Origin of the sequence: Psychrobacter sp. FME6 (assembly GCF_014861365.1) — a bacterium.
GTDB lineage: Bacteria > Pseudomonadota > Gammaproteobacteria > Pseudomonadales > Moraxellaceae > Psychrobacter.
The window spans coordinates 1-13,665 of sequence record NZ_RRYW01000001.1; the positions used below are offsets into that span (position 1 = coordinate 1).

General features: G+C 43.1%; 8 protein-coding genes. 3 read left to right on the forward strand and 5 right to left on the reverse strand.

Annotated elements, in window-relative coordinates; genetic code table 11:
- Positions 1 to 219 precede the first annotated feature (219 nt).
- The 3 genes from EI162_RS00005 to EI162_RS00015 all read left to right on the forward strand — a co-directional run bounded on the left by EI162_RS00005 (position 220) and on the right by EI162_RS00015 (position 3,625).
- Positions 220 to 1,197, forward strand: a complete 978-nt coding sequence (locus tag EI162_RS00005; protein ID WP_225736871.1) for a formylglycine-generating enzyme family protein — start codon at positions 220 to 222, stop codon at positions 1,195 to 1,197.
- A gap of 308 nt (positions 1,198 to 1,505) precedes the next feature.
- Positions 1,506 to 2,492, forward strand: coding sequence for a formylglycine-generating enzyme family protein (locus EI162_RS00010; protein WP_192522383.1), 987 nt, complete (start codon positions 1,506 to 1,508; stop codon positions 2,490 to 2,492).
- Positions 2,493 to 2,782: 290 nt separating this feature from the next.
- A complete protein-coding gene (locus tag EI162_RS00015; RefSeq protein WP_192522384.1) occupies positions 2,783 to 3,625 on the forward strand; it encodes a symmetrical bis(5'-nucleosyl)-tetraphosphatase in 843 nt (280 codons plus the stop codon).
- A gap of 229 nt (positions 3,626 to 3,854) precedes the next feature.
- Here the strand turns inward: EI162_RS00015 and EI162_RS00020 are convergent, their stop codons facing one another.
- The 5 genes from EI162_RS00020 to EI162_RS00040 form a co-directional block, all read right to left on the reverse strand.
- A complete protein-coding gene (locus EI162_RS00020) occupies positions 3,855 to 6,308 on the reverse strand; it encodes a site-specific recombinase (RefSeq protein ID WP_192522385.1) in 2,454 nt (817 codons plus the stop codon).
- Between the two features lie 340 nt (positions 6,309 to 6,648).
- The gene (locus EI162_RS00025) at positions 6,649 to 8,433 is read right to left on the reverse strand and encodes an acyl-CoA dehydrogenase C-terminal domain-containing protein (protein WP_192522386.1); all 1,785 of its coding nucleotides are present in this window, start codon (positions 8,431 to 8,433) and stop codon (positions 6,649 to 6,651) included.
- A 327-nt stretch (positions 8,434 to 8,760) separates the two neighbouring features.
- On the reverse strand, positions 8,761 to 10,554 hold the full coding sequence (locus EI162_RS00030; RefSeq protein WP_192522387.1) for an acyl-CoA dehydrogenase C-terminal domain-containing protein: 1,794 nt from the start codon (positions 10,552 to 10,554) through the stop codon (positions 8,761 to 8,763).
- Between the two features lie 387 nt (positions 10,555 to 10,941).
- Positions 10,942 to 12,660 (reverse strand): GGDEF domain-containing phosphodiesterase, encoded by a 1,719-nt coding sequence (locus EI162_RS00035; RefSeq protein WP_225735257.1) that lies wholly within the window; start codon positions 12,658 to 12,660, stop codon positions 10,942 to 10,944.
- 54 nt (positions 12,661 to 12,714) lie between these two features.
- Entirely contained in the window at positions 12,715 to 13,593 is an 879-nt protein-coding gene (locus EI162_RS00040; protein WP_192522389.1) for a 16S rRNA (uracil(1498)-N(3))-methyltransferase, read from the reverse strand.
- Between the last annotated feature and the right edge of the window lie 72 nt (positions 13,594 to 13,665).

Here is a 13,665-nt window from a genome sequence, read left to right on the forward strand (position 1 = left end):
TATCTTCGTCAAAGCCCGCTGGATCGTATTGCTCTGGATTTTTGGCAGCATAAAAGCTGGGGTTGGTATGCTATTACCCTATAAGAATTAATAGTAACTAACCTTTTTTTATTAACCCAATCTAGATAAACAATAGTTTAATATAGCGACTTGGACAATTCACGTAAATTATTAGTATAATCCGTCTGACTTCTCAACAAAACATCTCTGTAGACTATTATGACGCTAAAGCCTCTATTCGTATCTCTGTTTATATTACCGCTATTTGCCATGACTGCTTGTGCTAAAGAGCCTTCGGTTGATAACGACGGCATCCCGCAAACTCGTAGCGATTTGACTGCGGATGAACAAAAACAGCTAGACGACTTCCTAGCACAGCAAAAAGAAAACATGCAATTTATCGAAGGCGGTAGCTATGAGATGGGCGACTTTGGTCCTAAGCTCGATTGGACTGAAGGAATGCCGATCTCTAGCGGTGGTGATAATAAGGCTTTACATAAGGTCACGCTGGATAGTTTTAGTATGAATGCCTATAAGGCGACCTATAATGACTTTGATATCTATAGTATGGCGACTGGGCAGCCCAAAGAAGGAATGCAGGAGTACACCATAGAACTACATCAACCTGACGCTGCTGCTGGTATCAACTGGCAAACTGCCCAGCACTACTGCCAGTGGCTCGGCCAACAACTTGAGGTAAAGATGAGTCTGCCGACTGAGGCACAATGGGAATACGCGGCACGTAATCGTGGACAGTATGTACTATTCCCAACTGATAATGGCGAGATAGATGATGGTCGAAATGTATGGACATTTGCGCAAGCAAATGAAATTAGCAGTAAATATGACTCACCAGCAACAGTCCCAATATTAGGCTTGTATCCATCTAATCCATTGGGACTATATGATATGACTAATCAGAACTACGAATGGATGAGCGACTGGTACGATGCCAACTATTATGGGAATAGTTCTGAGCATAACCCACAAGGTCCATCAACTGGTAAAGAAAGAGTATTACGTAGCGTCGATGCCAATGAAGGTAGTGCACGAAATATTAGAGTGATGGGCGCTGTGAGCGTAAAACGCTGGTACAAAGTACCCAATCCGCCTCTTATATTAAATGATGCTGGACTTAATCAAAATCGTGAAACTTCAGCACGTTGTGTTGCGAACACATCTGTCTCATTGAACTAAGTATTAGGTAATAAGAGAGCATGGTTCAGCTGGGTTTTAATCATTAAACCATATAACTGTCGTCATCATCTCGTCCGAAGGGCGATGTAATATCTTCGTCAAAGCCCGCTGGATCGTATTGCTCTGGATTTTTGGCAGCATAAAGGCTGGAGTTGGTATGCTATTACCCTATAAAAGTTGATAATAACCAACCCTTGTTATTAACCTAATACACCTCGACAGTAGTTTAATATTTCTACTTAGACAATCTACACAAATTATTAGTACAATCCGTCTGACTTCTCAACAAAATATCACTGTAGCCTATTATGCCGCTAAAGCCTTTATTCGTATCTTTGTTTATCTTACCGCTATTTGCCATGACTGCTTGCGCTAAAGAGCCAGCTACTTCGACGGACAGTAACGGTATCCCGCAAACTCGTAGCAATCTAAGCGCTGATGAAAAAAAGCAGTTGGATAACTTCTTAGCGCAGCAAAAAGCCAACATGCGCTTTATCGAAGGGGGTAGTTATGAGATGGGTGACTTTGGTCCTAAACTTGACTGGACCGATGGCCTGCCATTGACTGGACAATCTGACAATAAGCCGCTGCATCCAGTGACGCTCGATAGCTTTAGTATGAATGCCTACAAGGCAACCTATAGCGACTTTGATGTCTATAGTATGGCAACAGGGCAAGATGAAGAGGGAATGCAACCTATAGGAATAGAGATACGTCAACCGAATGCAGCAGCTGGTATTAATTGGCAAACGGCACAGCACTACTGTCAATGGCTCGGGCAACAATTAGACGTACCGATGAGTCTATCAACCGAAGCCCAGTGGGAATACGCGGCGCGTAATCGCGGAGAGTACATCCTATTTCCAACGGATACAGGGGAAATAGATCCTGGACGCAATATGTGGACTTATGAAGAAAAAAGAGAGTTTAGTGATAAATATAATTCAATTGTCTTTACAGTACCTATTGTCGGATTATATCCACCCAATCCTTTAGGGCTTTATGATTTAGTCAATCAAAATTATGAATGGATGTTTGATTGGTACGATCCTGAGTATTATGCCGATAGCCCAGAGAGCAATCCACAAGGGCCAGAAACAGGCACTGAAAAAGTATTGCGAGGTGTAGATGCTGGAGAAGGCTCAGCTGGTAATGTACATGCAGGAGGTTCAGTTACCATCAAGCGATTTCAGAAAGGACCAAACCCGCCTTTAATATCTGATGATCCTAATTTAAATCAAAATAGAACGACTTCCGCTCGCTGTGTGGCTAATTTTAGTAAGTCTATGTCATAAAGAAACATTACGCTCTGATTGGTTAAACTTGATAGATATCATCCCACTTAAAACTCCCGTGGTGGTCAGATGTTGAAACTTTGTAAACAAACCAATTACTATTTGGCTAAGTTTCATATTATGATTGAGCCTAAAATAGGCTGAATCAAGCTGTTTAAAATTGTGGCTGCGTGCTACCGAAATCGTTACAAGCGTTATGACTTAAGAATAAAGCTGTTCGCAGGCTTAGTGAGTTTCGAAATTGGCTTCTGTCTTTTGCAAGAAGCTTAATAAAAAAATATAGAGGTTTTATGAGTTTTCGCCAGCAGTATGTCATCGGTGACTTGCAAGGGTGCTATGCGGCATACCTTCAGCTACTTGAAACCTTGGACTTTGATCCTACCCAAGACAAACTATGGTTTGCTGGGGATTTAGTAGCACGCGGCGAAGATTCGTTAAATACGTTGCGCCATGTCAAAGCACTTTGTGAGCAAGGGGCGGCTGCAACGGTGCTTGGTAATCACGATATTAATCTAATTGCCGTCTGGCGCGGCGCGACGAAAATCAAGAAAAAAGATAAGACCGCACCGATTTTTGCTGCTGATGATTGCGATGAGTTGCTTGAATGGCTACGCCATCAGCCGATATTGGCTTACCCTGATGAGCATACGGTGTTGGTGCATGCAGGTATTCCTCCACATTGGAGTATTGAGGAAGCAGCGAATTATGCGCAGCAATTGGAGTCACAACTACAAGCCAGCTTAAAACAGCTTGATCGCTTATTGCCGCACTTATATAGGAAAACAGCCGATAACTGGCATACAGATATTAATGGCTTTACTAAAATGCGAGCGATTGCTAACTACTTTACTCGTATGCGTTTGTGTCAACAGGATGGGTCGCTGGAGTTTAGCTTTTCTGCAGGTTTGGATGAGCGAATGCCCAAAGATTTTTTGCCTTGGTTTGAATGGCAGGTGCCGCGCAACCGTAAGATATTATTTGGTCACTGGGCGGCGCTAAAAGGTGAGGTTGATTTGCCTTATGCGCGTGCGCTTGATGGTGGCTGCGTTTGGGGCAATCATCTATTGGCCTATCGATTAAGTGACGGTAAAGCTATAACCTCAAGTGCCCATTGCTTACTGCCACAATCATAATATGAAGACACGTCATAATTATAAGTATATGAAAAAGTTATTTTTTAGGTAGCTATAGTCAGTGAGAAGTAATATCGCTACATCACGTATTGCAGGTACCGTTTTTTCTTGCTTGCTGTGCCTACGCAGACAGAGGCTGCAAAAAAACTATACCCGCAGTATCGTAGCGTTTTTAAAGTATTTTAACTCTATATTTAAAAGTAACCAGTCCAGCCATCAAATAAACCCATTAACTGGGTAAGTTTGGTGGCTTTTTTGGTTTTGGTAAAGGTGTTTTGGCGTCGCCCGCAGGCTTAACATCGTTGCTAGCATGAGGTTGTTCATTGTCCGTTGCCTGACCATGAGCATTAGTGAGGTTATTGAGTATTTTAGTCGCTTGATCATATTGAATGTCATCAGTATAAGGCACACTATTGAGCTCGTTATCTATTAAGCCATCATCAAGATCGACGACTCCTTTAGGAGATGCTTGAGATTGATGATGTTCGCCTTTGGGCTGGTTGTCATAGTATATGTTGGTATTTGTTGATGCGTTTTGGGTACTAGCTTGTTTAGATTTAGGTAGGATTCTGGCATCAGATAACCGCCTGACGACATAATTACTGGGTAACGGTTTTCCCCCTTTTTGCGCTGAGGTATCATCAAATATCATATGCCCTTGGCTATCGATACGCGCGTATTTCATTGGCTTATCACGTGGCCAAAAAAAGTCAGAAGGATGGCTTAGTATGTGACTAAAAATCTGCTTGGATAAACGACTCCATTCAAGGAATTTGACTTCTTTAGAACGCAATGCCACAAATAACGCTAGCGAGAAGCTGACCATCAGATTGACGATACCAATAAGCGCTACACCAAGAATGGATACTAAAATAACACTCCAACTTATATCATCGGCGGAGATATTGAATAAGCCGTGCGCCAAATTAGCCGAGGCAAAGGCAATATGACGAATATCAATTGGTAAGCCAAATATAAAACCAATAGTCGCGGTACTACCCAAGAATACCCCGAATAAAAAGTTACCCATGATTGCGCCAAGGTTAGCCTCTACAAAGCCGCCTAGACGCTGTAGCCAGGACTTGGGTAATATGTACTTTAACAGTCTATGACGTTGGATACGCGCGCCTACATTGTTATAAACGGCTAAATTATCGTAGTAGCCGGCAATGAGACCCGACAGAAATAAATACACCCCAGCAATGGCAGCGTGGGGCAGCGCCAGCGAGCGAAAAGGATCAAGCTCATGGAGCAGGTGTCCCGCTTTTTCAGAATCGATCATCGGCACGCCTGTATATTGCAGCCACGCAAAAGAGATAATAAGCGCAACGGGTATCGCTAACATGACGTTACCCATAATGGCGATAAATTGAGTACGCAAAATATCGACGACCAATTCTGATAGCTTAGTCAGCTGGTGTGATTTTTTCCCCGAGCCATCAGATATGGTCGAGGCTATGGCTGCAGCAGTCATAGCGGGCTGTTTGGTCGCAACCGTACCACGGATGACATGGATAAAAACAAAACCCAAGCCATAAATCATACTGTTAATAAAGGCTCGTCCCATCGGAGCGAGTGCCAATTGGTACGCCAATATTTTAATAGTGGCCATGAAAGCAATAACAAAGCCGCCGATAGAGGCCTTTTTAAACATCTTTTGATAGCCCGCTTTATCGGTACTGATGTAATGTTCACCGACACGGCTGGCATTTTCAGTGACTTTGCGCGAGAGTAATTTGGTATTGTTATCAATCAAGTAGCCAATACTATAACGGCGATTGGCGGTGGTAATCAGCGTTTGTATCAGCTCAATAACGGCGCGATCTCGGTTTTTATTACCATCGGTCACCAGCTCGGTTAAGATGCGCATACGCTGAAGACTTTGATCCAAGCGCAGCATCATATTGGTCAAACGAATAGAGATTCCCGTCTTGTAGATACGTTTACGTACTGTAGCGACTATGTCTTCGCACTGCTCGATCATGACCAGCAGCGGCGCTGGGTCGACGGCATGTTCAGGGGTAATATCGGTTAAGGTATCAAGCTCATGTGCTTGCCTGTATTGATTAACGAATAGTACGGCTTCTTGATTTTGTGCCACAAAAGACGCTGAATAATTTAATATTTGCGGGTAAGATTCCATCAGATCAGGATGCAAACCGATACCGCTGATGCGATAAGATAGGATAATAATAGCATTCAAAATACTGTTTTTTGCCGTTGCCACTAAATCTAAGTGCTTCTCTTGTACTTTGAGCAGCTCAACCAGCTCATCCCATTTGTTTTTTTCAATATTGGCTAGCCAGCGTTCATCAGAGTGCTTATCAAACAAATAACCGATTAGTTCAACGACTGAATCCTCTTGCGGCAATAATGGTAAAAAACGATGACCAATGAGGCGACGTAAGCTATTAAAAAATCCTTGATCTGACATGATACCAGTGTCGGTATACAGAGCAATTTGGCGGTATTGAATGATGAGTTTTAAGACAAAGCTAGACAGTCCATCGCCATGCTCAGGATGCTGACGAAGGATGTCAATCAGTGCTTGCATGTTTTCATTGGCCAACGCAGGTTCTTTATCACTGACCCGCAGCTCAGCTACTAAGCGTTTAAGTACCGCAGGATCGGGCACATCACTTAAGGCCGTAATCTGCTGTAAAATGTGTTTTATTTCTGACACATTGCATCCTTGGTTATAATTATTTTAACCCGCCCTCAGGCTGCGAGCGATATTCTGTCTTGCGTTATTTTAATCATAACCAAGCAACGATAGTTAATTATTTTGTTAGCAGTTATTTTTGTCGTTAGAGCCAAAATGCTACAGTGCTGTTGGTATAAATTTTTTGCAGCCTCTGTCTGCGTAGGCACAGCAAGCAAGGAAAGTTTATACCAGCAGTACGTGATTTATAGATATTACTTTTCAATGACCATATTCTTATAAAAATTATTTTGGCAAAAAAAAGGACAGTTATATAACTGTCCTCTCACTTAGAGTTTTATAAGTAAGTCTGTAATGTTATTTAGCTTGCAGGCACATCAAAGTAGTCAAGATCAAAATTCATCATTGGATCACTACCTGCTTGAACCATTTGTGCATGAGCATCAATGCGTGGCAAGATACGACCGACGAAATAATCAGCAAGTTTGGCTTTATTGGTATAAAACTCACCTTCTTTACCGTTGGCCGCTTCCACCATCAATGCAAACATGTATGAATAAGCGAGGTAACCGAAGGCATGCATATAGTCAACGGCACAGCCGTTAATTTCATTTTTACGTTCGCCAATGTTGGCCAGTACCGTGTTGGTTAGCGCCTCAATCGTATCGGCAGCATCTAATGTCGCTTGCTTGATACCATGATCTGCTTGCATATTATTGACAAAGTCACGAATCTCACCTAAAAAATGGCTAACGTATTTGCCGTTGTTTTTCGCCACTTTACGACCTAATAAATCAAGCGCCTGAATGCCGTTAGTGCCTTCATAAATCTGCGCAATACGCGTATCACGAACGATTTGCTCCATACCCCATTCGCGGATATAGCCATGACCACCAAAGACTTGCTGGCAATCAACCGTGGCTTCTAGTGCTTTATCGGTCAAGAATGCTTTGGCCACTGGCGTTAGTAGGGCAACGCGCGCGGCGGCAGCTTTTGCCGACTCAGGATCGGTACTAAATTTCTCTTCGTCAAGGTTTTTGGCGACGTACATAGCAAAGCAACGCGATGCCTCAGTGTTGGCTTTGGCGTTCAGTAGCATACGGCGCACATCGGCATGATAAATGATGGCGTCAGCTGGTTTTTCTGGACTTTGTAGCTGCGTGTCACTACGGCCTTGACCACGGTCATTGGCATATAGTGCCGCGTTTTGATAAGCAAGCTCAGAACCACCAAGGCCTTGCAGACCCATAGTCACGCGCTCATAGTTCATCATGATAAACATCGATGACAGACCGGTATTTTCAGCACCAACCATCCAGCCTTTGGCACTATCAAAGTTCATCACACAAGTCGCCGAAGCTTTAATGCCCATTTTGTGTTCGATAGAGCCGACGGCTAGGGTGTTGCGCTCGCCTAGGCTGCCATCTTCATTAACCAAGAATTTTGGTACAACAAACAATGAAATGCCTTTTGAGCCAGCAGGGGCGTCTGGCGTTTTTGCCAATACCAAATGAATGATATTTTCAGTTAAGTCGTGCTCACCACCAGTGATAAAGATTTTGGTACCAGAAATATCGTAGCTACCATCATCATTTGGTATGGCTTTGGTTTTAATAATACCTAAGTCAGTACCGGCATGTGGCTCTGTTAAACACATGGTGCCAGCCCATTCACCAGCATACATTTTTTCTAGATAGGTTTGTTTTTGCTCTTCTGAACCAGCCGCATTTAGGCAAAGCGTCGCACCAACGGTCAAGTTAGGGTAGAGGGCAAACGATTGGTTGGCAGTGAATACCATCTCTTCGGTCAGCATGGTGACCATTTTTGGGAAGCCTTGACCACCGTATTCAGCGTTACCGCTTAAGCCAACCCAACCTGATTCAGCATATTGCTTATAAGCGTCTTTAAAGCCAGTAGGGGTCGTGACGACACCGTCGCCTTCGAAAGTGGCGCCTTCTTCATCACCACTGCGGTTGATAGGTAATAGAATGTTTTTTGACAGTTTTGCCATTTCTTCCAAAATCATATCGACTGTTTCCATGTCAACATGAGCTAGGTTTTCATTGTTTTGCCAGAATTTAGGCGCATTAAACACATCATTTAAGATAAAGCGCATGTCATTAAGAGGGGCATTATAAACAGCCATAAACATTCCTTTGGTTCAAATAAATAAAATTGGAGTGGTTAAGAATATCAATTGTTCTTTTGATTTAATCTCGGTGATTAATAATCAAAGTTTAACAAATAAGCGTGTGCGCTGGGGTGTTTCTTCGTGAATTGTCCGTGCACCAAAAGTCAGTATAGACTATTGAAGTACTTAAATAGATCTTAAAAACCATAGCGATGTAACAAGAATAGCTAATTACCATCTATAAACGGTGTTTTTCATTGCAATATACCCACAAAATAAATCGGCAACACACTTGAGTATGTTGCCGATAAAAATACAGTAGTAGCAGTGTTTAGCCTCTAATTAAAAAGCGAACTGATCCACATCCATGCTCATGTATGGTTCAACGCCAGTGCTGATGCGTTGTACATGGGTCGTCGTACGTGGCAGTAACTTAGCGAAGTAGAACTGCGCGGTTTTCACTTTGGCATCATAGAACGCCTGCTCGCTACTACCGTTAGCGATTTCGGTTTGTGCGATGAGTGCCATACGCGCCCATAAGTAGGCTAGGGTGACATAGCCACTAAAGTACATGTAATCAACTGCTGCGCCGCCGACCGCATCTGGGTTTTCAGTCGCTTGCATACCAATACGTGACGTCAGCTCGCCCCATTCTTTTAGATGCTTGGCAAGTGGGCGGATAAACTGACCCATCTCGTCGTTGTCTTTGTTTTCTTCGCAGAATTTTTGGATGATTTGAACAAAGTTTGCTAGCAGCTTACCTTGTGAGCCGAGCACTTTACGACCTAATAGATCAAGTGCTTGGATCTCAGTGGTGCCTTCGTACAAGCAAGCAATACGCGTATCACGGACGTTTTGCTCCATACCCCATTCGCTAACATAGCCGTGACCACCATAAACCTGTACGCCATGGTTGGCTGCTTCTAGGCCAGTTTCGGTCAAGAACGCTTTGGCAATAGGGGTCAATAATGACAGCATTTGGTCAGCAAACTTAAGATCATCGCCTTCGCCTTTTGCCACAGTATCTGCAAAATGTGAGAGGTAATAAACCAATGCGCGACCACCTTCTGCAAAGGCTTTTTCAGTCAATAGCATGTTACGAACCGCTGGATGGACGATGATAGGATCAGCGACTTTATCTGGCGCTTTAGCACCTGATAATGAACGCATCGCTAAGCGGTCTGTGGCATACGTCAGTGAGCCCTGGAATGCATATTCTGCTGCCGTCAGGCCTTGGACTGCCGTGCCAATACGAGCCACGTTCATAAAGGTAAACATGCACTGTAGACCACGGTTTTCAGGGCCAATTAGGTAACCTGTTGCGCCGTCGAAGTTCATCACACAAGTGGCTGAGGCTTTGATACCCATTTTGTGTTCGATAGAGCCACACGCTACTTGGTTATTTTCACCTAGGCTGTTGTCTTCGTTGACCATCACTTTAGGGACGATAAACAACGAGATGCCTTTAGTACCAGCTGGCGCACCTGGTAGGCGAGCTAAACAGATATGGATGATATTGTCGGTTAAGTCGTGCTCGCCCGCTGAGATAAAGATTTTTTGACCGGTGATGCTATAGCTGCCATCTTCTTTTGGTTCAGCTTTGGTACGGATAATACCCAAGTCAGAACCGGCATGTGCCTCGGTCAAACACATGGTACCTGACCATTCGCCGGTGACCATTTTTTCTAGGTAAGTTTGTTTTTGTTCGTCCGTACCGTGATGCTCGATGGTTTGGATAGCACCATGCGATAGGCCAGGGTACATAGAGAATGACCAGTTTGCCGTGCCGACCATCTCATTAATAACCGTAGACAATGAAAACGGCATGTTCTGACCGCCGAATTCTTCTTCAGCAGACAATGCAGGGAAACCTAGTTCACAATACTCTTTATACGCTTCTTTAAAGCCTTTTGGTGTGGTGACTTGACCATTGTTAAACTGGCAGCCTTCAGCATCACCGCTTTGATTGAGTGGTGACAGCTCATTTTCAGCAAAGCTTGCCGCCATCTCAAATAAGCTGTCCATTAGTTCACGATCTGCTTCTTGAAATGCAGGTAATGTTTTATAGTGGCTTTCGCTATCAAGTAACTCATGCATGACAAATTTAATATCACGTAAGGGTGCTTTATATTGCATAACTTCCTGTCCTTTTGGGAATATAACCAATAATAATCAATCGTAAGCAGGTGAGGGCGTTTTTATTTAGTGCCTCGATATTGCCTACTTTAATTTAAAGAAACTAAATCAATGATAAGCAGTCATGCAGATCATTTAAATTATTGATTAGCTAAAATGGTATTGAAAAGAATGGTGATTGTTAGAATCGGTTTAAAATTCTATGAGACCTAACAAATTCACTATAAAAGATAGGCTTTCATAGGGGATTATACAAGTTTGGTGACAGCACTGATAAGTCATGAACCCATCTTGCATCGGTTGTGCAATCGACGTTAGGCGCTACAGGATACTGCGAATAACTCTATGAAAATACTGGTGATAGTGGGTCAAAAAATACTAACTATCTTAGGTTTGTTTGGTGGCGTATTGCTGAATCAACATCTCGGTCGCTGCCTGGGCCGTGACAGGTTTGCCAAACCAATAGCCTTGACCATACTGACAACCCATCGCCAAAAGTATATCGCGCTGCTGTTCGGTTTCGATACCTTCTGCGACTACTTGCATATCCAAGGCCACTGCCAAATCCAAAATAGCCTTTACAATGGCTTGCTGGGTACGATCGGTTTCGATGTTAGAAGTAAAACTTTTGTCAACTTTAATAAAATCAAAGGGGTATTGTTGTAAGTAACTTAAAGAGGCGTAGCCAGTACCAAAGTCATCTAGCGCAAGACACACACCGAGTGCTTTGAGCAAATCCAGTTGTTTTTTGACATGGGCATGACGCTGAATTAAAGAGGATTCAGTCACTTCGATATGCAGCTGATGCGCAGAGATATCATGCTGTACCAGTAGACTATTTACCATTTCAAAAAAATCAGGGTGGCTAAATTCAGCGGCATCAGCGTTGATACAAATGTGCTGAAAGAAGCCTTGCTGTTGCCAAACAGATATCTGCTTGGTGATTTTAATGGCCATTTGTGTGAACAGATCAAACGACAGTTTGTGAGTGATAATAGCATCGATAAAGTGTATGGGTTTTAACAGTCCACGCGTTGGGTGCTGCCAGCGTACAAGCGCCTCAAATCCAATGATGATGCCAGTCATTAATTCAAATTTTGGTTGGTAATAAGGTATAAATTGACCTTCAATAGCAGCTGATCTCAGCTCAGCTTCTAGCTGTAAACCGCCAGCTGTGGCCTCATCAATTGCCGTATCGTACCAGCAGATATCGTCCCCGCCTTGCTGCTTAGCATAATGTAATGCTTTTTCAGCCTTGGTCAATAATCCTATCAACTCTTCATCGTCTTCAGGGAAGTAGCTGACCCCGACCGATATATGACAATAAATATCGGTGTCTGTCGCTGCATTGTCTTCTAAAGAAAAGGGTCGCTCACACATTTGCATCAAACTGGTCAGCTGATTGTGTATTATGTTGGCACCATTACATTCAAACAATAAAGCAAAATCGTCACCGCCAAAATGTGAAAAACAGTGCAAATTATCCAGTTTTAGCGCTTTGAGACGAGTGACAAAGCTTTTTATCAACGTGTTGATACCATCAGGGCCTAGTAGGCTGGCAAGGTTACGATAACGGTCAATATTTAAGCGCACAATGACGACTTTTTGGGAACTGTCCAACAGTAAGTCACTGGCTTGACTCAAGAATACCTTACGGTTAGGTAGGCCTGTCAATTGATCATAATTGAGCAAGTGGGCTACCTGTTTTTGGTCTTTGACCGCCGAGGACATATCACGCACCATGCCAATATAATAAACAGAATCTTCAATACAAATCTTGCGATAAGTCATATGACATTCAAGTATCTGTCCATAACGGTTTGGCATCGAAAAATTACTTTCATAAAAGCCAGTACTATCTAAGCAATTAGTAATATCTTTTAAAATCGCGCTTTCTTCTTCTGATAAAAACTTTGTCGCGTATATACCAAGTGGTCGACCAAGCAAAAAATCCTCCGTATAACCAAGCATTAGCTCATAGGTGGCATTGACCGATAAATAGCGTAAATTTTTATCTAAGATGAATATAGCATCTTCAAATTGCTCACATAATTTAACCAATAATTGCTGTTTGTCTGCCAGTGGCATAGGTGTAAAAGCGGTCATAACTGAACTCATTACGTCAAAATTGATTAATAGATAGCGTGACAGTATTACAAACTAATGACTGAGAGCATGTAGGGTGACTAGCGCAACCACGGGTGCGGTCTCAGTACGTAAGACTCTCGTGCCGATTTGCCAAGGCTTAAAACCCACGTTTGCGGCTTGTGCGCATTCATCGCTGCTAAGTCCGCCTTCAGGGCCAACCAAGAGCTCAATATAAGGGGTTTGTTGTTTTAGCACGGTGGATAAGGATTCAGGCCTAGCGGGTTGTCCTTCTGCTGGCACGCTTAACTGTAGTCTCAAGTCGGCTGGTTGCTGTAATACTTTATAATAGGGACTTTGGCTAAGCATGGCTACGATAGAGCTGACCGTTGTTTCTGTGTTTGAAGTTTTGGAAGGCTTATAGGGATTGGCTTCTAATTGTTTCAGCCAGTCAGTGATAGATAGCGGGGCAAGGATAAGCGGTGGGCGATTGAGTCCACATTGTTCACAGGCGGCAATAGCGATCTGCTGCCAGTGTGCAAGCTTTTTTTCGACTTGTGCAGGTTTTAGATTAACCTCGCCATGATGACTGCTTAGCAGTTGAATAGCAGTCACCCCAAGCTCAGTCGACTTCTGAATCGCATAATCCATCCGTTCGCCGCGACTCATCACCAGACCGACTTTAGTTGATACGGATGCACTACGGTCTTCATTGATATGAGCCAATAACGTTACCGTGGCGTGCTTTTTGCTGATAGTTTTTAGCTGCACTTGATACTCACCGCCAAAGCCATCAAATAAAATACCTCGATCGCCAATATTGGCTCGTAATACCCGGCACCAATGATGAACGATACTCTCTGTTAACTCAATATCAGCGCCGATAGGCAAACTATTAAGCTGAGGGTAGGTTAGATTTGATTCATCACTGGTGGCATAAAAAAAACGTCGCAAAGTTACTTATTCCTATAATGGCAGTCATGATATATGTTCAGTATCTTAGCAGAATATCATTTGAGTGGGTAA